Annotated in this window: 20 protein-coding genes and 1 pseudogene; 9 read left to right on the forward strand and 12 right to left on the reverse strand. The window is 70.5% G+C overall.

Annotated elements, in window-relative coordinates; translation table 11 throughout:
- Window positions 1-33: 33 nt before the first annotated feature.
- The 3 genes from ACZ5ON_RS19980 to ACZ5ON_RS19990 form a co-directional block, all read right to left on the reverse strand.
- The gene (locus ACZ5ON_RS19980; RefSeq protein ID WP_465594011.1) at window positions 34-1,233 is read right to left on the reverse strand and encodes an aminotransferase class V-fold PLP-dependent enzyme; all 1,200 of its coding nucleotides are present in this window, start codon (window positions 1,231-1,233) and stop codon (window positions 34-36) included.
- 88 nt (window positions 1,234-1,321) lie between these two features.
- Window positions 1,322-1,822, reverse strand: a complete 501-nt coding sequence (locus ACZ5ON_RS19985) for a GNAT family N-acetyltransferase (protein ID WP_465594014.1) — start codon at window positions 1,820-1,822, stop codon at window positions 1,322-1,324.
- Window positions 1,819-2,319, reverse strand: coding sequence for a VOC family protein (locus ACZ5ON_RS19990; RefSeq protein ID WP_465594016.1), 501 nt, complete (start codon window positions 2,317-2,319; stop codon window positions 1,819-1,821). Before ACZ5ON_RS19990 ends, ACZ5ON_RS19985 begins: the two co-directional genes overlap by 4 nt.
- 234 nt (window positions 2,320-2,553) lie before the next feature.
- Between ACZ5ON_RS19990 and ACZ5ON_RS19995 the strand changes: the two genes are divergently transcribed.
- Window positions 2,554-2,751: an antitoxin gene (locus ACZ5ON_RS19995; RefSeq protein WP_465594018.1), complete on the forward strand. Its 198-nt coding sequence runs from the start codon at window positions 2,554-2,556 to the stop codon at window positions 2,749-2,751.
- 175 nt (window positions 2,752-2,926) lie between these two features.
- On the opposite strand, the gene sbnB is transcribed toward ACZ5ON_RS19995, so the two are convergent.
- Complete coding sequence (gene sbnB / locus ACZ5ON_RS20000; RefSeq protein WP_465594020.1) at window positions 2,927-3,982, reverse strand: 2,3-diaminopropionate biosynthesis protein SbnB; 1,056 nt, start codon at window positions 3,980-3,982, stop codon at window positions 2,927-2,929.
- A 595-nt stretch (window positions 3,983-4,577) separates the two neighbouring features.
- A complete protein-coding gene (locus tag ACZ5ON_RS20005; protein ID WP_465594022.1) occupies window positions 4,578-5,597 on the reverse strand; it encodes a bile acid:sodium symporter family protein in 1,020 nt (339 codons plus the stop codon).
- A 95-nt stretch (window positions 5,598-5,692) separates the two neighbouring features.
- On the opposite strand from ACZ5ON_RS20005, the gene ACZ5ON_RS20010 reads away from it, so the two are divergent.
- Together ACZ5ON_RS20010 and qcrB are read left to right on the forward strand one after the other, a co-directional pair.
- Window positions 5,693-6,580 carry a LysR substrate-binding domain-containing protein gene (locus ACZ5ON_RS20010; RefSeq protein ID WP_465594025.1) on the forward strand — a complete coding sequence of 296 codons (888 nt, stop codon included), beginning with the start codon at window positions 5,693-5,695 and terminating at the stop codon, window positions 6,578-6,580.
- A 152-nt stretch (window positions 6,581-6,732) separates the two neighbouring features.
- Entirely contained in the window at window positions 6,733-8,334 is a 1,602-nt protein-coding gene (gene qcrB / locus ACZ5ON_RS20015; RefSeq protein ID WP_465594028.1) for a cytochrome bc1 complex cytochrome b subunit, read from the forward strand.
- A gap of 4 nt (window positions 8,335-8,338) precedes the next feature.
- Here the strand turns inward: qcrB and ctaF are convergent, their stop codons facing one another.
- From ctaF to ACZ5ON_RS20035, 4 genes are all read right to left on the reverse strand, one after another.
- On the reverse strand, window positions 8,339-8,728 hold the full coding sequence (gene ctaF, locus ACZ5ON_RS20020; protein WP_465594031.1) for an aa3-type cytochrome oxidase subunit IV: 390 nt from the start codon (window positions 8,726-8,728) through the stop codon (window positions 8,339-8,341).
- Window positions 8,725-10,425, reverse strand: coding sequence for an aa3-type cytochrome oxidase subunit I (gene ctaD, locus ACZ5ON_RS20025; protein WP_465594034.1), 1,701 nt, complete (start codon window positions 10,423-10,425; stop codon window positions 8,725-8,727). Before ctaD ends, ctaF begins: the two co-directional genes overlap by 4 nt.
- Window positions 10,426-11,011: 586 nt before the next feature.
- Entirely contained in the window at window positions 11,012-11,524 is a 513-nt protein-coding gene (locus ACZ5ON_RS20030) for a CAP domain-containing protein (protein WP_465594037.1), read from the reverse strand.
- A 565-nt stretch (window positions 11,525-12,089) separates the two neighbouring features.
- Complete coding sequence (locus ACZ5ON_RS20035; RefSeq protein ID WP_465594040.1) at window positions 12,090-12,608, reverse strand: hypothetical protein; 519 nt, start codon at window positions 12,606-12,608, stop codon at window positions 12,090-12,092.
- Window positions 12,609-12,918: 310 nt separating this feature from the next.
- Here ACZ5ON_RS20035 and ACZ5ON_RS20040 point away from each other — a divergent pair, with 310 nt between their 5' ends.
- Entirely contained in the window at window positions 12,919-13,809 is an 891-nt protein-coding gene (locus ACZ5ON_RS20040; protein ID WP_465594043.1) for an MBL fold metallo-hydrolase, read from the forward strand.
- On the opposite strand, the gene ACZ5ON_RS20045 is transcribed toward ACZ5ON_RS20040, so the two are convergent.
- On the reverse strand, window positions 13,790-14,548 hold the full coding sequence (locus tag ACZ5ON_RS20045; RefSeq protein ID WP_465594046.1) for a GntR family transcriptional regulator: 759 nt from the start codon (window positions 14,546-14,548) through the stop codon (window positions 13,790-13,792). The genes ACZ5ON_RS20040 and ACZ5ON_RS20045 overlap by 20 nt on opposite strands.
- Before the next feature lie 201 nt (window positions 14,549-14,749).
- Here ACZ5ON_RS20045 and ACZ5ON_RS20050 point away from each other — a divergent pair, with 201 nt between their 5' ends.
- From ACZ5ON_RS20050 to ACZ5ON_RS20070, 5 genes and pseudogenes are all read left to right on the forward strand, one after another.
- A complete protein-coding gene (locus tag ACZ5ON_RS20050; RefSeq protein ID WP_465594049.1) occupies window positions 14,750-15,472 on the forward strand; it encodes a DUF969 domain-containing protein in 723 nt (240 codons plus the stop codon).
- Complete coding sequence (locus ACZ5ON_RS20055; RefSeq protein WP_465594052.1) at window positions 15,469-16,437, forward strand: DUF979 domain-containing protein; 969 nt, start codon at window positions 15,469-15,471, stop codon at window positions 16,435-16,437. The genes ACZ5ON_RS20050 and ACZ5ON_RS20055 overlap by 4 nt, the downstream gene beginning before the upstream one ends.
- Before the next feature lie 577 nt (window positions 16,438-17,014).
- A pseudogene (locus ACZ5ON_RS20060) lies at window positions 17,015-18,004 on the forward strand (HAD-IC family P-type ATPase); the annotation flags it as partial.
- 179 nt (window positions 18,005-18,183) lie between these two features.
- Window positions 18,184-18,408, forward strand: a complete 225-nt coding sequence (locus ACZ5ON_RS20065; RefSeq protein ID WP_465594387.1) for a cation transporting ATPase C-terminal domain-containing protein — start codon at window positions 18,184-18,186, stop codon at window positions 18,406-18,408.
- Window positions 18,409-18,806: 398 nt separating this feature from the next.
- Window positions 18,807-19,436: a DUF6230 family protein gene (locus ACZ5ON_RS20070; protein WP_465594055.1), complete on the forward strand. Its 630-nt coding sequence runs from the start codon at window positions 18,807-18,809 to the stop codon at window positions 19,434-19,436.
- Between the two features lie 155 nt (window positions 19,437-19,591).
- Here ACZ5ON_RS20070 and ACZ5ON_RS20075 read toward each other — a convergent pair whose 3' ends face one another.
- Window positions 19,592-19,969, reverse strand: a complete 378-nt coding sequence (locus tag ACZ5ON_RS20075; RefSeq protein WP_465594058.1) for a glycosyl hydrolase family 65 domain-containing protein — start codon at window positions 19,967-19,969, stop codon at window positions 19,592-19,594.
- Window positions 19,969-20,493: a hypothetical protein gene (locus ACZ5ON_RS20080; protein ID WP_465594061.1), complete on the reverse strand. Its 525-nt coding sequence runs from the start codon at window positions 20,491-20,493 to the stop codon at window positions 19,969-19,971. The genes ACZ5ON_RS20075 and ACZ5ON_RS20080 overlap by 1 nt, the downstream gene beginning before the upstream one ends.
- Window positions 20,494-20,574: the final 81 nt, after the last annotated feature.

A 20,574-nucleotide genomic window follows, 5' to 3' on the forward strand; every position in this document is an offset into this window, starting at 1 on the left:
GTCGCGGAACCGCGCACGCTCAGGGGCGCGTGATCACGTCCGGGCGCTCTGGGCAGCGTGCGGCCCCGGCAGTGCCCCGCAGAGCCGGTCGAGCTCGTCCTCGGTGTTGTAGTAGTGGACCGACGCGCGAACCACTGAGGTCAGGTTCCGGGCCTCGAAGTCCCAGCGGGCGGAGTCCGTGATCGAGACCGAGACGTTGATCCCCTGCTCCCGGAGGTCCTGGGCGATCCGGTGGCTGTCCCGGCCCTCGACGGTGAAGGTCACGATGCCGCACTGGCGCGCTCCCCGGTCGTGGACGCTCACCCCGGGCAGGGCGCGCAGGCGCCGGCGCAGTACGTCGGCGAGCCGGGTGATGCGCTCCTCGATCGCGTCCAGGCCGAGCTCCAGGGCGTAGTCGGCGGCGACCCCCAGACCGATCTTCCCGGCGTAGAAGGTCTCCCAGCTCTCGAACCGGCGGGCGTCGTCGCGGATCCGGTAGGTGTCGGGCGAGGTCCAGGTCGCGGCGTGCAGGTCCAGGAAGGGCGGCTCCAGCCGGGTCCGGACGCGCGGTGAGCAGTAGAGGAAGCCGGTGCCGCGCGGTCCGCGCAGGAACTTGCGGCCGGTCGCGCTGAGCAGGTCGCAGCCGACCTCGGTCACGTCCACCGGGAACTGGCCGACGGACTGGCAGGCGTCCAGCAGATAGATCGCCCCGGCCTCCCGGGCGACCCTGCCGATCTCGGCGGCGGGATTGACCAGGCCACCCTGGGTGGGCACATGGGTGACCGCGACGAGTCTCACCCGTTCGTCGATCATCTCCCGCAGCGCCTGGACATCCGTCTGGCCGCTGTCGTCGTCCGGTACGACCTCGACCTGGACTCCGTGCCGACGGGCGGTCTGGAGGAAGGCGATGACGTTGCTGGCGTACTCGGCGCGGGCGGTCAGGATCCGGTCGCCCGGTGCCCACGGGAGCGAGTAGAAGGCCATGTCCCAGGCGCGGGTGGCATTCTCCACCACCGCGATGTCCTCCCGGCCGGCGCCCACCAGCCGGGCCAGCGCGTCGTAGGTGTGCTCGATCCGGTCGGCCTCGGCACCGGCGGCCTCGTAACCCCCGATCTCCTCCTCCAGCCGCAGGTGCCGCAGTACCGCGTCCACCACCGGACGCGGCTGCAGAGCGGCCCCGGCGTTGTTCAGATGGACGACTCGTGCGCAGCCCACCGTGTCCCGACGCACCCGCTCCAGATCGATCCGTTCCACCGGCCCGGCCCCTTTCGTGATCGTCGCGCTCCGTCTCCATGCAACGTGCCGGGACCGGGCGATGTCCCCGGTTCGCAGGGACCCGGCGTCACGCTCCGGGACGGCCGGCGGCCAGCCGGTAGACCTGCCGCGAACCGCCTTCCGGGCCCGGTTCGGCGGCCTCGGCGGGGGCGAACCCGAGCCGCTCGTAGAAGACCCGTGCCCCGCTGGTCACGACCCCAGGATGATCCGCCCCGAAGGTGACCACGTCCACGCTGCCCACCGGGGACCCGATCCGGCGCAGCGCCTCCGCCATCAGCGCGCGTCCGACGCCCTGCCTGCGCGCATGCTCCGCGACCACCAGCCAGTGGACGTGGTGGACGGGGGCCTGCCCGCCGAACAGCAGCCCGCCGAGCAGACCGGGCCTGCTGGGTGCACCGTCCCCGCCGTCGGCGGGGACGGCGACCAGGGCCGTCGCCCGGCCGGTGTGCTTGCGTACGGCGCGGTGGAAGCCGCTCTCCCCCACCATCGGGCCGAACCAGTGCTCGACCTGGGCCGCCAGGTCGAGGAAGCCGGTGAAGTCCCGCTCCTGGGCGTCTCTGATGATCATTCCGTCAGTCTGCCAGCGCCTGGGCGCTGTCCGGACCGTGCCTCGGCCGGCGGCGCCCACAGCCTGCGCACCGTCTCGAACACCTTCTGGTTGTGCGAGATCTCGATCACGTTCCCGTCCGGGTCCCGCAGCGCGCAGACGTACCCCACCCACTCGGACACGTCCTGCGGCTCCCAGTGCAGGCAGCCGAGTTCCCTGGCCCGCTCGGCGATCAGGTCCACCTCGGCACGGCTGGGCACCTCGATGCCCAGGTGGGCGAAGGGGGTGAGCAGGCCGAGCTGCTTGCCGCTGTCCCGGTCGAAGGCCACCAGCACCAGCACGAAGGGTGTCTCGTACTGGCCGGGATTGGACAGCCAGGCGCTGCGGCCCGCGTCGTCCGCGAACCGGGACACCACCACGAGCGGCGTCAGCGAGGTGTAGAAGTCGATCGCCCGGTCGAGATCACCGACCGGCAGTGCGACGTGCGTCCAGCGGGCCTGCTGCAGTTGGTCGTTCATGCGGCTCCCTCTTCCCCGCCTGATCTGCTGACGATTCTGACGGAAAATCAGGAGCTCCGGCGTCACGCGTCGCCCGAGGACGATCCGGGTTCGGGCGGGCAGAGGCCGGGGGCCGGCCCCGACCGTACCGGATGGCCGGATCCGTGACGGGCACCGGTGCCGGACCGATCGGCGTGCGGACTTCGGGCCGAGCGGCGACGCTGGAGAGGGGGAGTCTCGGCGAGGAGGACGCCCATGTCTGTGATGATGGACAAGCTCAGGCAGATGTTGAAGGGCCACGAGGAGCAGGCCACGAGAGGCATCGACAAGGCAGGGGACTTCTTCGACGAGAAGACCCACGGCAGGTACAGCAGCCAGGTCCACTCGACCCAGGACAAGCTGAAGGAGCAGCTGGGCGTGAACCGTCCACCGGACGAACCGCCCCAGCAGTGACCCACGGCGGCTACCGCTTGGCGGGTCGCGTGCAGACCACGGTTTCCTGCCGTCCGCCCTGTCAGGCCGACCGGGCGGACCGAGCCTTCCCGTGCTCCGCCCGCCCGGTCCACGTACAGGTCTTCGACGTTGAAGTCCTGTCGAGCGGTGACTATCGGCAAGGTGCCCACCCGAATCACGCATGCTCGCCACTCGCCTTGTCGTCCCCGAACCGGCTGACCTCGTGGAAGAAGTCGTCGATGACCGTCAGTTCGCCGCGCTCGCGCACCGTCTCGTAGACGTGCTTGCTCACCGCGAGGTCGAGCACGCCGAGCCCGAAGGGCGAGAACACCACGGGCCGGTCGGCCGGCGGGCGCAGCCGGCCCGCCACCACGTCGTAGAGCGTGCCGTCGATGAAGTCCCGGTGCCCAACGGCCTGTTCCGCCAGGTGCGGGGAGGTGTCCGCCTTCAGGCAGTGCTCGATGTCGTCGACCACGTTGGCCGAGTTCAGGATGATCTCCGGTGCCAGGTCGCGCAGCGAGACGTGCAGCACCACCGGGTTGTGCGAGAACCAGTCGACCTCGCTGACGTGCGGGGTGCCGGCGATCGTCGCGAACACCACCAGGTCGCTGCCGCGGATCAGCTCCTCGGCGCTCTCGTGCACGGTGATCCGGCCCGTGGCGCCGGAGCGCTCCAGGTAGGAGCGGAAGCCGTTCGCGTGCTCCACGCTGAGGTCGTGCACCCCCACCTCGTCGAACGACCAGCCCGCGCCGAGCAGGTAGGTGTGGATGTAGCGGGCGATGAAGCCGACGCCGAAGAAGCCGATGCGGCGCGGGCGGCCGCGCTCGCGGGTCAGCACGTCGGCGGCCAGCGCGGCGGAGGCGGCGGTGCGCGCGGCGCTGATGATCGAGCTCTCCATGCAGGCGATCGGGTAGCCGGTCTCCCGGTCGTTGAGCACGACCACCGCCGAGGCGCGCGGGATCCCGGCGTTGACGTTCTCCGGGAAGCTGGAGATCCACTTGATCCCGTCGACCTGGGTGCGGCCACCGATGGAGGCCGGCAGGGCGATGATCCGCGCGGTCGGCCGGTCGGGGAAGCGCAGGAAGTAGGAGGGCGGGTTCACCGTGTCACCCTCGCCGTGCACCCGGTAGGCCTCCTCGATGAGCTGGATGACCTGGTCCTCCTGCCCACTGAGCACCTGGTGCACCTGCGAGCCGGGGATGACGGCGAAGGAGGGAATCTGGGGGTTCATGAGGAAGCGCGGTTCCATTCTCAGAAGGTCGGTGTGTGCGGGTGCTGGTCTGAACAGCTGCCGTGCCCCAGAACAATGCCCAACGCCGCGCCCTCGACTCACTGGAACTGAAACAGCGTTTTGACGCCGACCTGGCCAGCATCGACGGCCTGGAGGGCCTCGACGCCTCGGTCGGCGTGGAGACCAGCCCGGCGGGGCCCTGGGAGATCCAGGAGGCCGACGACACCACCTTGGTGAACAACTCGCGCTACTCCCCTACCCCGGTGCGCACAATTCGTCAGGCGATCGAGGCTGCTGGCGTCGAACAGACCGAGGTCTCATTCATTGACTTCGGTTCAGGCGAAGGACGAGCACTCTTGGTCGCCACCGAGTACCCGTTCAAGAAGGTCATCGGGGTGGAGTTCTCCCAGGAGCTCTGCGCCACCGCACGGACGAACATCGAGCGTTTTCGCGCCGCAGCGGGTCGACGCGGTGAGCCCACCGTCTTCACCCAGAGCCTCGCCGACTGCGGGGACTTCTTCCCGGGGATGGCGCCGGTCCCGCTCGCCGACGTCGCGCAGGCCTACGTCCGTTCCGTCGAGGGTGCGCTGCCCGGTCAGGTCTTCGTGCCCCGACCGCCGACCGCGACCGGGGTCGGGTCGGGGGCCGGCAGCTCCTCGGCGCCCCAGCGGCGGGCGAGGACCGCGCACACCATCAGCTGGATCTGGTGGAAGAGCATCAGCGGCAGTGCCATCAGGGCCGCCGAGCCGGGGAAGAGCACCGAGGCCATCGGCAGCCCGGCGGCCAGGCTCTTCTTGGAGCCGCAGAAGACCAGGGCGATCCGGTCTCCGCGCCCGAATCCGAGCCTGCGGCCGAGCAGCGCGGTGCAGCACAGCACCAGTGCCAGCAGCACCGCCTCCACCACCAGCAGCACGGCCAGCCTGGGCAGCGGCAGTTGGCTCCAGATGCCGCCGACCATGCCCGCGCTGAAAGCGCTGTAGACCACCAGCAGGATCGAGCCGCGGTCCACCAGGCCGAGCACCCGGCGGTGGCGGCCCATCCAGGCGGCGATCCAGCGACGCAGCAACTGCCCGGCCAGGAAGGGCAGTAGCAGCTGCTCGACGATGCCGAGCACCGAGTGGGCGGCGATCTGGCCCTGGCTGCTCAGCAGCGCGGCGGCGAGCAGGGGTGTGAGCACGATGCCGACGAGGCTGGAGAAGGTCGCGCTGCAGACGGCGGCGGCGGCGTTGCCGCGCGCGATGGAGGTGAAGGCTATCGAGGACTGGACGGTGGACGGGAGCAGGGTGAGGAAGAGCAGTCCCTGGTAGAGCTCCGGGGAGAGCAGGCCGGGAACGAGCCCCCGGCAGGCCAGTCCGAGCAGCGGGAAGAGGACGTAGGTGACGGCGAGCACGGTGCCGTGCAGGCGCCACTGCTTCAGGCCGTCGAGGGCTTCCCGGGTGGACAGCCGCGCGCCGTAGAGGAAGAAGAGCAGGGCGACCGCCCCGTCGGCGGCGTCCGACACGGCCGTGGCGACCGCTGCCCGGGCGGGGAGCAGCGCGGCCAGGGCGACGGTGCCGAGCAGGGCGGCCAGGTAGGGGTCGAAGGGCAGGCGGCGTGGCACTTTGGGGAAGGGCATGGTGCCCAGCCTGGTCCCGGGCCGGGTGATTGTGAATCCCGCTCACAGCGCTCACTGCCATCACACAATATGATGACCAGGGTTACGCTCATCAGGTGTTCGATCCGATCCAGCTGAGGTCCTTCCTGGCGGTCGCGCAGACCGGCGGGTTCACCCGCGCCGCCCAGCGGCTGGGGCTGCGCCAGTCGACGGTCAGCCAGCACATCCGGCGGCTGGAGGAGGGTACCGGCCGGCGGCTGTTCCGGCGCGACACCCACTCCGTCGAGCTCACCGCCGAGGGCGAGGCCATGGTGGGCTTCGCCCGGTCGATCCTGGACGCCAACGAGCAGGCCTACGCGTACTTCGCCCGCAGCCCGGCCCGGGGCCGGGTTCGGTTCGGGGCGTCCGAGGACTTCGTGTACACCGAGCTGCCTCAGGTCCTGCGCACCTTCCGGCGGGGCAACCCAGGGGTGGACCTGGAGCTCACGGTCGGCCTCAGCAGTTTCCTCTACGAGCAACTGGCCGACGGTAGGCTCGACTTGGTGCTCGCCAAACGTCCCTCCGAAAGCTCCGACGGGCGGCTGCTGTGGCGGGACCGCCTGGTCTGGATCGGGGCCGAGGACTTCGCACCCGAGCCGGGGCAGCCCGTACCGCTGATCGTCTATCCGCCGCCGAGCATCACCCGGGCCCGTGCCCTGGAGGCCCTCGACCGGGACGGACGGCCATGGCGGATCGCATGCACCAGCACCAGCCTGTCCGGGGTACGGGCGGCGGCACTGGCCGGTCTCGGCGTGATGGCCCACGCCAGGGGCCTGATCCCACCCGGTCTGCGTGAGCTGCCGCCACAGCCGGAGCTGCCGGACCTCGGCGGAACCGAGTTCGTGCTCACCTCCGGACGCAGGACCGCCCTAGGACCCGTGCGTTCGCTCGCCGACGCCTTGCTCGCGGGCGGCGACCGACTGCAGCACGTCCCGCGCGGGGCGCCGGGAGGCCGCCGGGACTGAACCCCGGTGCGAGCACCCGTCCGACCGGCCGCCGGTCCGCGGGAGCTCCGGGCAATCGGGTGAAGGCCGCGCTGCGGAGCGCGTCCGTCCGGGAACGGCCGGGGCTTCACGGTATGGCTGTGCGGGACGGTCGCTCGTGGACGGGAGTCGTGATGGCGCGGTGGTGGAACAGGTCCGGGATCGGCGGACGTACCCGCGAGGCCGTCCGGCGCTCGGCCGTGGCACTCGACGGCCGGGCCCCGCTGTTCGACGGACTCAGGGGCCTGTTGAGGAAGATCTTCCCGGACCACTGGTCCTTCCTGCTGGGCGAGCTGGCGCTGTACAGCTTCGTGGTGCTCCTGCTCACCGGGGTCTTCCTGACGGCGTACTTCCAGCCGTCGATGGCCGAGACCGTGTACAACGGTCCGTACGCGCCGCTGCGCGGGGTGCTGGTCAGCGAGGCGTACTCCTCCACGCTGGCGATCAGCTTCGAGGTGCGCGGCGGGCTGCTGATCCGTCAGATCCACCACTGGGCCGCGCTGGTCTTCACCTCGGCGATCGGTGTCCACCTGCTGCGGATCTTCTTCACGGGTGCGTTCCGCCGCCCGAGGGAGGTCAACTGGCTGGTCGGGCTGACGCTCTTCCAGCTCTCCCTGCTGGAGGGCTTCGCCGGCTACTCGCTGCCCGACGACCTGCTGTCCGGCACCGGCCTGCGCACCGCGCAGGGGTTCATCCTGTCCGTCCCGCTGGTCGGCACCTGGCTGAGCTATCTGCTGTTCGGCGGCGACTTCCCCGGTCAGAGCCTCATCCCGCGCCTGTACACCACGCACATCCTGCTGCTGCCGGGAGCGCTGGCGGGCCTGATCACGCTGCACCTGTTGTTGGTGTTCGCCCTCGGGCACACCCAGTGGGCCGGGCCGGGCCACAGCAACCGCAACGTGGTCGGCAAACCGCTCTACCCGCTGTTCCTGGTGAAGACCAACGGCCTGTTGGCGATGGTCTTCGGCGTCCTGGCGCTGGTCTCGGCGATCGGCCAGATCAACCCGGTCTGGCGGTACGGCCCCTACCGTCCCGACCAGGCCTCGACCGACGCCCAGCCCGACTGGTACATGGGGTTCATCGAGGGCGCGCTGCGGCTGATGCCGGGCGCGGAGACCCGCCTGTGGGGCCACAGCATCCCCTGGAACCCGCTGATCCCGGCCGTGCTCTTCCCGCTGGGCTTCTTCGTGGCGCTGTACGCCTACCCCTTCCTGGAGCGCTGGGTCACCGGCGACCTGGGCCCGCAACACCTGTGCGACCGTCCGCGCAACCAGCCCACCCGCACCGGTATCGGCGTGGCCGGATTCTCGTTCTACGTGATCCTGCTGCTGGCGGGTGCGCAGGACGTCATCGCCCGTACCTTCGCCGTCTCGGTGGAGGGTCTGGACCGCGTGCTGCGGGCGCTGGTGTTCGTGGTCCCGGTCGTGGCCTTCTGGGTGACCAAGCGGGTGTGCCTGGGGCTGCAACAGGTGGACCGCGAGCGGCTGGCGGAGGGTGAGGAGAGCGGGTTCGTCCGCGCGTCGGTCGAGGGCGGATTCCACGAGGGCTCACACTCGCTCGCCGACCGGCGACGGTTCACCCTGGCGGCCCGTACCGTCCCGCGTCCGCTGCCCCGCCCCGCAGCCGGAGCCTCTCGGCTCGCCCGGCTCAGGGCGGCGCTCAGCTCCTGGTACTACCGGGACCGGGTCGACTTCCCCGAGCCCCGGGAGGACACGGTGCCCTCCGAGCGGCCGTGAGCCCTCACGGCCGGCGCTGACCGTACTGGAAGACGAAGCCCACCGCCGCGGGGATCAGCACGCCGAACCCGATCAGCACCAGCCACAGGCCGAACACCACGCCGAGCCCGAAGAGTGCCGCCCCCAGGGCACAGAGCACCGGGAAGAGGCTGTGCGGCGCGAAGAAGTCGAGCGGCCCCGCCCCATCGGCGATCGGGATGTCGGTACGGTCCTGGAGGCGGTCGCCGCGCTTGGTGTGCTGGGTCCAGCAGAACAGCGCCACCAGGCCGGACATCAGGAAGGACACGGTCAGTGCGACCGTCCCGGCCGGCTCGGCCGCCAGCCAGCCGTACATCGCGCCGGTGACACCGAAGAACGCGGCGACCCCGGCGAACAGATACCCCTCGACTCTCATCGGCGTTCGCTCTCCCCTTGGGCCTCCAGCGCCTCCATCACCTCGCGCGAGTACTCGGGGTGGTTGAGGTCGAAGGCCGGAGCCTCCGAGCGGATCCTGGGCAGGGCGTGGAAGTTGTGCCGCGGCGGCGGGCAGGAGGTCGCCCACTCCAGCGAGCGGCCGAAGCCCCAGGGGTCGTCGACCGCGACCCGTCCCGCGTGTCTCATGGTGTGCCAGACGTTGTACAGGAACGGCAGGGTGGACAGCCCCAGCGCGAACGAACCGATGGAGGAGATCGCGTTGAGGGTGGTGAAGCCCTCGGTGGGCAGGTAGTCCGCGTACCGGCGCGGCATGCCCTGCGCGCCGAGCCAGTGCTGGACCAGGAAGGTGACCTGGAAGGACGGGAACAGCAGCCAGAAGTGCAGCTTCCCGTACCGCTCGTCCAGCATCCGGCCGGTCATCTTCGGCCACCAGAAGTAGAAGCCGGCGAAGGTCGCGAAGACCACCGTGCCGAACAGCACGTAGTGCAGGTGGGCCACGATGAAGTAGCTGTCGGACACGTGGAAGTCGATCGGCGGGGAGGCGATCAGCACTCCGGTGAGACCGCCCAGCAGGAAGGTCACCAGGAAGCCGACCGAGAACAGCATCGGTGCCTCGAAGGAGAGCGAGCCGTAGCGCATCGTGCCGACCCAGTTGAAGAACTTCACCCCGGTCGGTACCGCGATCAGCAGCGAGGTTGCCGAGAAGAACGGCAGCAGCACCTGCCCGGTGACGAACATGTGGTGCGCCCAGACCACCGCGGAGAGGCCGGTGATGGTGATGGTGGCGGCGATCAGCCCGTAGTAGCCGAAGATCGGCTTGCGGGAGAACACCGGGATGATCTCCGAGACGATCCCGAAGAACGGCAGCGCCACGATGTACACCTCGGGGTGTCCGAAGAACCAGAACAGGTGCTGCCAGAGGATCGCGCCGCCGTTGGCGGGGTCGAAGACGTGCGCCCCGAACTTGCGGTCCGCCTCCAGGCCGAGCAGGGCGGCGGTCAGCACCGGGAACGCCAGCAGCGCCAGGATCGAGGTGAACAGCACGTTCCAGGTGAAGATCGGCATCCGGAACAGGGTCATCCCCGGCGCCCGCAGGCACACGATGGTGGAGATGAAGTTGACCGAGCCGAGGATGGTGCTCAGACCGGCCACCACCAGGCCCATGGCCCAGAGGTCCCCGCCGGCGCCCGGGCTGCGGACCGGACCGTTCAGCGGGGCATAGGCGAACCAGCCGAACGAGGCCGCGCCGTTGCTGGTGAGGAATCCGCTCACCACGATCAGCCCGCCGAACAGGAAGACCCAGTAGGTGAAGGCGTTCAGCCGGGGGAAGGCGACGTCCGGCGCCCCGATCTGCAGCGGCATCACGGCGTTGGCGAATCCCGTGAAGGTCGGTGTCGCGAACAGCAGCAGCATCACCGTGCCGTGGATGGTGAACAGCTGGTTGTACCGGTCCCGGCTGAGCAACTGCATTCCCGGCTGCAGGAGTTCGGCGCGCATCAGCATCGCCAGCACGCCCCCGAAGAGGAAGAACCCGAACGAGGTCAGCAGGTACATGTTCCCGATGGTCTTGTGGTCGGTGGTGCGCAGCCAGCCCAGGACCACGGCTCCGGTCCGTACCGCCGGCCGCACCGGCGCATCCGCGCCGCCGCCCGGCCGGGCGTCCAGCTGTTCGGTCATCCCAGTGCCTCTCTGCTGACGGGTGATCAGCTGCATCCCACCGACGGGTCGGGGCGCACCTATCGAAGCATCAAAAGAGCGTCGTGGCGCGCAGCCGACCTCCTGCGCGTTGCGTTCGACCGGGACCGTCCTGCCCGGGCCCGGCGGCGGCCCCGTGGCGTGAGTGCGGGCGCAACCCGCTGGCATGGCGAGCCGGTTCCGGCCACCGGGCGGTGGTTCACTGCCCGGTGATCCCCGTCAGCGCACCGTCCTGCCCGCAGGAGTCCCGATGACCTCCGACCGCACCGCCTCCCGCCTCCGCCGGGCCCGTCACCACCGGGGCGCGTCGACCGCGAGCGTGGCCGTCGCCTTCTGGGCGGTGATGGTCGGCACCACCATCCCCACCCCGCTCTGTCCGGACCACGAGGTGGCCTTCGGTCTCTCCGCGGCCGGCTCGCCACAACTGGTCGCCACTCGGTGCGCACTGCAGTGGCGTGCGGGAGACCGCCGGGCCCCTTCTGGCGGGTCCCGGCGGCGTATTGGTGAGTACGGACAATGGACGGTGATGGCGTCGACAGCGACGACCCGGTCAGCGTCCAGGGGTGGATCAGGGCGCGTACCGGCACACCGTGATGCCGCTCGCCGCGCCGCAGCCGATCCTGTGGTAGCTAGCGTTGATCATGTTGTAGTAGTGGCCCCAGGTCTGGTACCCGGCGCTGTTGGGGTTGTCACGGTTGGGATCGGCTTCGTAGGCGCTCTTCTCGCTCGCCCACTGCCCCGTGGCCTGGCTCGGTCCAGCGCTCGAGATGTTCTCAGCGCTGTTGCTGATCGGGCCGTGGTGCAGCGAGCCGCCCGCCGTGGATGCCGGGTTGTCAGCCCAGGCCTGCGCCTCGGCGGCAAGCCCGCCGTCCCAGGTCAGACCTGGCCGGCCGGCCTGTGCGCGCACGCTGTTGGTCTCGGAGACGATGGCTTGTTGGTCACCGGCGCTGATTGCGGCGGGGAGCCCCGCCGAATGGGAGACGGTAGCGGTGGCAACCGTCGCCAGCATCATGCCTCCGGTCATCAGCGCCGTTACGAGGAGGTTCGCGGCGCGATGGTGTACCCGAGTGGGATTTCTCATTGCGACCCCCCTGGTCGCACAGAAAACAGCAGCAAGTGCCGGCGCGGACCACGGCCGTCACGGAAGCGGGCCGCACGCCTGGCTCATGCGATGGCCAGGATGCCATCGGCGACAAATCGGCCTGCTCGGCGGCCACATGACCGCCGTCAGTAGGACCAGCGTATGTCCAGGACGTCCTCGCGGCGACCGAAGAAACCGCTGAGACGTCTCTGTGCGGTCGGTGATCGGGGCCCTGCCCTTCGTAGCCCTGAATGCCGCCGCTCCGGCCAACTTACGTTCGCTGTCGGCGAGTTCTATGAATTCGTTGCGGTTTCAAGTCAGGTTCTTCCGCGAATCGGACGCTGCCGCCTCCGACTGTTTCGCACTGCGTCCGGCACTGGAGCGCCTCCGCACGCCCGGCCCGCGTCAACCTCATGCAGGTGCCCGCATACCTGCAAGTCGCCTTTCCTGGACCAAGAGTTGGTCAAACCCGCTCACTGCCGAGATGTGCTCCGACGTCGGCTTGGCGCGCGATCTGCTCCTGTTGTTCCTCGCCCCCGCGACATCAAGTAGTCCTGTTCGAAGCTCACTTGTTCCGACGCGACTGTTCGTGCCGGATGGCGGCGAGGACCACGGCGACCGCCGCACCGGCCAGGGACAGCGCCAGGCCGGGGTTCACGAACGAGGGGACGAACTCGATGCTGTACCCGTCACTCCAGGTACAGCTGGAGCTCAGCGGCAACAGGCTGTCCCTGGGAAGCACCTCGGACCCCGCCGGGTCGCCGTACCGGGCCAGGCCGCACACCCGCGCCTCGTCCTCGACCCGCCGATAGCCCTTCAGCAGCCCGAAGGCGTACAGCGCGGCCGCGGCGGCGAGACAGCTCACCGCGGCCTCCCGCCAGGTGCTCGTGGGAGTCGTGGCCCGCAGGCTGCCGCGCCGCACCACGGCGGCGCACAGGTGCACCAGCAGAGCGGCGGCGGCCGCGGCCAGGAACAGGGCGGTGAGCAGGGTCAGGCCGGGGCTCTGGCCGGTCTCCTCGGCCAGCGTGCGGAGGTCGCCGAGGGCGCGGTTCACGGCTACGCGCTCCCGGTGACGGAGTTCCACTTCTTAATGATCACGTAAAGCGGTATACGCCAGCAGGGATTCCGCGTCAACCGAGCACATCCGTCGCCGCCTTGACCACCCGCCGGACGGAGCCTCCGCTCCGGCTTCCGGCCCGGCCCGGCGCTCCCCCAGCCCGATCCGGAACGGCGCGCCCCGGACGTTCCCACCACAAGTGGCAGGAGAACCAGCAGCAGAGCAGCGTGGTGCCCCAAGTACAAGGTCCGTCCCCCCTTCCGGTTTCCCTCCGGCACGGGGTACTCCTGAAATCGAGCGACAGGTTGTCGGACATACCGCGGAAGGGAGCGCCACCATGGGTGAGGTGCGATCACAGGACGGCTGGCAGGTGGACGGCCGCTGCACGAACTGCGACGTCGCGCGGCAGTTGGCCCCGGGGCTGATCGGCGAGGTCGACGGGCGCTCGGTCGTCCTGCGCCAGCCGCAGGACGAGTCCGAGGTCCGGCTGCTCCAGGCCGCCGCGCACGCCTGCCCCACCAGGTCGGTCCACCCGCCGGGCCGACGGCCCCTGGCCGCGGCGGACGACCCGTTCCCGCTGGCGCTGGACGACGGCGTGCTGCTGTGCGGACACAACTCCAGGCAGACCGCGGGAGCCAACTCGTACCTGCTGCGCCGCCCAGGCGGCACCACGATGATGGTGGACACGCCGCGCTGGAGCGCCTCGCTCGCGGCGCGTTACGAAGCGCTGGGCCCAGTCACGGACGTACTGCTCACCCATCGCGACCATGCCGCGCACGGGCGCCGATACGCCGACCGTTTCGGCGCCCGGCTCTGGATCCACGAGGGCGACCTGGACGCCGCACCGGACGCCGACCGCGTGCTCCGCGGCACCGACCCGGTGGAGATCGCCGGAGGAGTGACCGCCCAGCCCTTCCCCGGGCACACCCGGGGCAGCGTGCTCTACCTCGCGGACGGGCGGTACTGCTTCAGCGGTGACAGCTTCTACTGGTCCCGCACCACCGGGGACATCGAGGTCGCCGAGAGCGTCACCTGGTACTCGATCCGGGAGCTGGCCTCCTCACTGGCCCGGACCGCCGACCGGCTGCGCTTCGAGTGGCTGCTCCCCGGTCACGGCGACCGCCGCCGGCTCCCCGCCCACGACATGGCACTGCGGCTCACCGGACTCGCCGCGCGCACCAGCGGCCTCCAGCCCCGGCCGGTCGACTTCACCGCCGTTCGCTGGTAGCCACCGCGGGGCCGGGCCCGGAGGCGGCTCCGGGCCCGGCCGCCCGCATGGCGGTCACGATCACCCTCCGCGCGTCGTCCAGGTATCGGGTCAGTTCCACCTCGACGTCGTCGCTCTCACCGGACTCCAGCAGCCCCGCGAGGATCTGGTTGCGGCGCAGGAACGGCTCGTGCAGGCCGTGCGCCGTGGGCACCGCGCCGAACGCCAGGCGGAGTTCGGCCAGCAGCCGGGACATGCAGTCGTCGATCCGCATGCTTCCGGCGAGCCCGGCGACGGCCTGGTGGAAGCGCAGGTCGGCGGTACCGACCGCGACCCAGTCGCCCCGTTCCTCGGCCGCCTCGGCCTGGGCCAGTGCGATCCGGACCTGGGCCAGCCGCACGGGTGCCGCGCGCGGGGCCGCACGGACACCGGCCGTCTCCAGGGCGAGGCGCAGGGTGAAGATGTCGTCGACGTCCTCGGGGGTCAGGATCCGGACGAAGACGCCGCGGTTGAGCTCGTGCACCACCAGGCGCTGGTCCACCAGCAGCCGGAACGCCTCCCGCAGCGTGTTGCGGGAGACCGCGAGCGCCTCGCCGAGCGCCTCCTCCGACAGCTTGGTCCCCGGCGCGAGCCGCCCCTCGGTGATGTGGTCGCGCAGTACCTCGGCCACCCGCTGCGCCACCCCGGTGCGCTCGAGCCGGCCACGCTCGGCCGCCAGTGCGCCGAAAGCCCCGGTACTGCCCTGCTCGCCTCCGGCCACGCGGCCCTCCGTCTCCGTTCGAAACCCCGAGCCCAACCCGCCGGGGCGATCCGTCGCGGCAGCCCGTCGGGGAGAGAAGGGGAGAGAACCGGACACCCGCACTCTTGTCGGATTGTTCAACAACCCCTAGCCTCGCTACGACTCTCCCCCAGGGTCCTCCCCACAAAACGGTGACCTCCGGTCCGGAAGGCGGCCAAGGGCGTGCTCGTTCTCTTAGGCATCCTCATCGTGGTGGCGGGCTTCGCCACCAAACGCAACCCCCTGCTGATCGTCGGCGTCGCCGGTGTCGTCACCGGCCTGCTGGGCGGGCTCTCGCCGACGGCGGTGCTGGCGGCCTTCGGGACCGGCTTCGCCTCCAGCCGCTCGGTCAGCCTGTTCGTCGTCGTCCTGCCGGTGATCGGCCTGCTGGAGCGCAATGGCCTGCAGGAGCAGGCCCGGACCCTGATCGGCCGGCTCCGGGGGCTCAGCGCCGGACGGCTGCTGACGGTCTATCTGGTGCTCCGGCAGCTCTCCGCGGCCCTCGGGCTCACCAGCATCGGCGGCCCGGCGCAGGCGGTGCGGCCCGTGGTGGCGCCGATGGCGGAGGCCGCCGCCGAACGCCGGCACGGAACGCTGACCGACCGCGCCCGCGAGCGGGTCCGCTCGTACGCCGCCAGCGCCGACACGGTCGGGCTGTTCTTCGGCGAGGACTGCTTCCTCGCGATCGGCTCGGTCCTGCTGATCACCGGTTTCGTCAACGCGACCTACCACACCCACCTGGAGCCCGCCCAGCTCGCACTGTGGGCGATCCCCTCCGCGCTGTGCGCCGCCCTCATCCACGGCATCCGGCTGCTGCGCCTGGACCGCAGCCTCGAACGCGAGTTGATCGCCGTGAACCGTCAACTCGCCGGTGCGGGGCGCCGATCGGTACAGGGGGCGAAGTGATCCAGGCGGAGTGGCTGTACTGGCTGGTGGGCGCGATGCTCCTGGCGATGGCGGCGCAGATGGCCGCCGACCGCAGCAATCCCGAACGGTTCGGCTCCGCGGCGTTCTGGGGACTGCTCGGCCTGAGCTTCATCTACGGCACCTGGGTGGTACGGAAGACCGCACCCGCCGCTCCGCTCGGCGCCGCCGTGCTCGCCATGGCCGCTCTGGCGGGCTCCGGCCTGACCGGACGCGGCACGCCGAGGACCTCGACTTCCGCGCAGCGCAAGGAATCCGCCGCCGGGATCGGCAACCGGCTGTTCCTGCCCGCGCTCACCGTCCCCCTGGTCGCCGTCGTCTGCGGCAGGCTCGCCAAGCAGTGGCAGCTCGGCGGCAGGCCGCTGCTACAGCCGGGCAGCGAGACCGTCATCGGTCTGGGACTCGGCGCGCTGGCCGCCGTGGGAGTCGGGCTGCTGGTGACCCGCGAACGCAATCCGGCCGTCGCCGTACACGCCGGCCGCGGTCTGCTGGAGGCGATGGGCTGGGCTCTGCTGCTGCCCCAACTCCTGGCCGTACTGGGGTCGATCTTCCAGGCCGCCGGCGTCGGCACCCAGGTCGGCAGGCTTGTCGCGCACGTCCTGCCCGACGACAACCGCTACCTCGCAGTGGTGCTCTACTGCGTCGGGATGGCGCTGCTGACCGCCGTCATGGGCAATGCCTTCGCGGCGTTCCCCGTCATGACCGCCGCCATCGGCTGGCCGGTACTCATCGTCCGGCTGCACGGCGACCCGGCGGTGGTCCTCGCCGTCGGAATGCTGGCCGGCTTCTGCGGCTCCCTGGTCACGCCGATGGCCGCCAACTTCAACCTGGTGCCCGCCGCACTGCTCGAACTGAAGGACCAGTACGGGCCGATCAGGGCCCAGATCCCCACCGCGGGCGCGATGTTGGCCTGCAACATCGCCATCATCTCGGTCTTCGCGTTCTGAGGACGCCTCCGGCGACACCGACCACCACGAGAGGCGGCGATCCTGATGCCCCGAGTCCTGCTCACCGGCTTCGAACCCTTCGGCGGCGCGGCGCTCAACACGGCCCGCCGGACGGGTTGAAGGTGACCGTCCGGCGGCTCTCCTGCGTGTTCGGCCGGGCGGTCGACGAACTGTCGACGGCGGTCCGGGAGACCGGCCCCGACCTGGTGGTCTGCGTGGGCCAGGCCGACGGCCGACCCGATCTCGGGGTCTTCTGCTGCTCGACGGTCTGGCGCCACGATCGGCACCCTGGCCTACGAGTTCCAGGTCGTACTCCCACTGCTGGCCCGCTCCACCCTGCAGGGTGGCGCGCGGACCTACGGCTTCCTCACCTCCGCCATGGGCCTGGGATCGGTGGTCGGCGGCCTGGCCGTCGCCGCGGTCGGGGAGGCGGGTGCCGTGCCGCTGATCGGAGCCGCGGCCGGATTCGGTACCGCGCTGACGGCGGCCGCGGCCGTCCCCGGCGTCCCGGCCGAACTCGTGGCCCCAAGCGAACCTGCAGTCCCTGGCGGAGCCCGTTCCCGACGAGCCGCCGGATCTGCTCCTGCATCACCTGCACACCTCCCGGCGGGGCCTGTCCGCACGGGAGGCGTCGCGACGGCTGCTGCAGTACGGACCGAACGAACTGCGGCGGCGAGGCGGACGCCGGTGGCCGGGCGAGCTCGCGCGGCCGGTGACACACCCGCTGGCGTTGCTGCTGTGGATGGCCGCCGCGCTGTCGTATGCGGTGGGCTGCCGCACCGTGGCGATCGCCGTGGTCCTGGTGATCGTGCTCAACGCCCTGTTCGCCTTCGTACAGGAGCTCCAGGCCGAGCGCGCCGTGGAGGCACTGGCGCGCTACCTGCCGCCGCAGGTCACGGTGGTTCGCGACGGCGAGCCGGTGGTCATCGACGCGCGACAACTCGTGCCCGGCGACATGGTGGTCATCGAAGAGGGTGTGCGGATCGCGGCCGACATCCGTCTGCTCTCCGGTGCCGTCGACGTCGACATGTCCACCCTCACCGGGGAGTCGGTCCCGGTGCTGCGCTCCGCCGAGCTCACCGACCTTCGCGCCCACCGCCTCGACGCGCCGGATCTCGTCTTCAGCGGCAGCACCTGCACGGGCGGCGAGGCCCGCGGCGTGGTCTTCGCCACGGGCATGCATACCCGGCTCGGCCGCATCGCCGCGCTGTCCGAACGGGTCAAGGAGCGCCCCAGCCCTCTGGAGGCGCAGGTCCGGCGAGTGGCGTGGCTGATCGCCTTCATCGCCATCGGCATGGCGATCGCCTTCGTCCCCATCGCCGTGTTCGGCGCCGGCCTGTCGATCAGGAACAGCGTCGTCTTCGCGGTCGGCCTGCTTGCTGGCAACGTCCCCGAGGGGCTGCTGCCCGTCATCACGCTCGCGCTGGCCGTCGCGGTCAGCGCCCTGGCCCGTCGCGGCGCCCTGGTCAAACGCCTCAGTGCCGTGGAGACCCTCGGCTCCACCGACGTCATCTGCACCGACAAGACCGGGACCCTCACCGAGAACCACATGCGGCCCGCGACGGCTTGGACCACCACCGACCAAGCCGACCTGCGTTCCGGCGCCCCATCGGGTGAGCCGGGCACCACCCTCGCCGTCCTTGCCGCTGCCGCCGCGGCCTGCAACAACGCCGCCCTCGGCACGAACGGCCGCGGCGACACTTACGCTCGATCGGCATCACCAGCAACCCCTACCTGCTGGCAGCCATCGCCGCTGAACTCGTCCTCGCCGCGATCTGCGTCTACGCCCCGCCCCTGCAATCCCTCCTCGGCACCGCCGCCCTCCCCGCCCACGACCTGCTGCTGCTCCTGCCCTACCCCGTGATCGTCTGGGGCGCCGACGAACTACGCCGCTGGCTGATGCGCCGCCGCACCGCCACCACCGGGACCGGAACAGCGCCTGGCGTCACGGGCCGGAACAGCGCATCTTGAGATGGGCAAGAGACGGGGGGCGCCGGCCGCCGCGAACTCGGCTCACTAGGCCATCCGAGCGTGCACTGATACGCCCACGTCGCGTCGCGAGCGTGTCCGAAAGATCGTGTAAGTCCGTGATGTGACAAGGTGGCGGCGTACCAAATGGTTCGCCATTAGCACTTGCGTGGCCAGACTGATTAACCCATGATCGGCAGTGACGGACCGTTGTCAACCGACTACGCGGCCGTTCGCCCTTCTGTGATTCCCACTCCCATGCAGTGCCACACGGCCGCCGACAGTCGCTCCGAAGCGGTCCTCGGAATTTCCGGTTCAGGTTTCCGCGCGGAAGCGCATGACCGGCGGCCCGCCGCCGCCGGAGCTTTTCCCCCTTGGCACCCGAGGAAAAGAGAAAGACCATGGCCAGAGATCTCGGCGGGACCCGCTGGAAACGTTTCGCCTGTGTGCTGGCAGCAAGCATGCTGGCCGCCGCAGCCCTCACCGTCAGCCTGGCCCAAGGAGCGCTGGCAGCCTCGTTCTTCATCTCGGGCGAGAAGTTCAAGATCTCCACGAGAACGCTGACCGGCGAGGGGGTGAGCCTCTACAGCATGGTGGACACGACCAGGAGCGGCGAGCTGATTCCGGTCCTGGTCCCGGGGATCGAGCGGGCCAAGATCAACGGGCTGTGCCAGTCCCTGGTCGTTCCGATCCCGGTGCTCGGCCCGTACACCCTGAGGATCACCTCGGCCGAGGACGGAACTCCCGCCACGGCGAAGGACCTCTTCCTGGACATCACCAACAACGCGAGAGCCGGCCACGCGTCCCTCCGCAACGTCGACATCGGCATCGCGGCGGGCTCACTCACCACCGGTCCCGTCAGCCCCGGCGACCGCCGCTCGCCGTTCTTCGACCCCAACGGCTTCGCGGCGCAGAGCGGCTCCGCGACGCTGACCGACGTGCGCGCCACCGGTGTCGCCGGCTCGGCCCTCACCCTCGACCTGCCCGAGACCCACCTGTCGCTCAAGCCCGGCAAGCACGAGTGCTTCTGAGCCCGACGCTCGGCGGGATGAAGATCGCGTCCTTGGGTTCCGCAGGGATGTGATGTTGCTGGAGTTGGGTGGGTCATTGGTGACTGACCGCGGAACGCCCCTTGTGGTGCGCACTCAGTGGTCGGCGCCGTTCGCCGCAAGTTCCCGGAGGGGCGTCAGCGGGGGCGCTCAGGGCGTCGTCCCGGGGGCTGGGAGGGCTCTGGCAGGGCGGTGGGCGGCTTGAGGGGGCGGTTTTCCACGCTGTCGCGGGTCACGGTCACGGGCTGTTCGCAGTGGTGGATCCGGAGGGGTTCTCCTTCCGTCAAGGTGTACGAGGCATGGGTGTCCGTGATCTCGACCCGCAGGCATCGCTGCCGCACCTGCACCGAGGAGGCCAGTCGGCTGAGTCTGTCGGGCAGCCTGGGGTCGAAGCGTAGGGTGCCGGTGCGGTAGCGCATGCCGCCGAAGCCGCAGACCAGGGCGATCCAGCTGCCGGCGAGGGAGGCGATGTGCAGGCCGTCCCTGGTGTTGTTCTCCACGTCCGCCAGGTCCATCAGCGCCGCAACAGTTCCCGCAGCCGCAGTGCCTCTTGCCAGCCGTCCGCGACGGGGTCCTGGTATCGCTCCTCCGCCGCGGCCTGGAGAACCCGTTCCGCCACCGCCCGGTTGACCAGGAAATGGATGATGTTGTTCCGGTAGAAGGCCGCGACCAGGACCTGGTTCTCGGCGACCTGATACACCGCTTCGGTCCCCTTGGCGTAGCGAGTGATCACGCCGCTGGAGATCCGCGCCTCCAGCACCTGCTCGATGCGGTCGGTGTCCTGCAGGGGCAGTTCGACGGCGCAGGGCAGGTTGCGGCGCCGGACGTAGCCGAGCAGCGGGTCGAGCGCGGCCTGGATCTCGGCAACAGTCAGGGCTCGGCCCCCGACGCCCAGCAGGCAGAGCGTGACCAGTCCCGTCGCCGGGATCGGCGTGACGGAGTTGATGCGGTGCATGACCTCGGTACCGAGCTCCTGGATGGCGTCGTGCCACTGCTCCGCAGGCAGAGTTAGCCAGTCGTCCGGGCGCAGGGCCGCCATCTGGGCCGTGGACCCGAATAGGTGAACGCGCGACGGACAACCACGGGTGCGTACGGCGCCGGACCAAGGCGGACGCGACAC

Source organism: Kitasatospora sp. NPDC032150 (assembly GCF_055579945.1).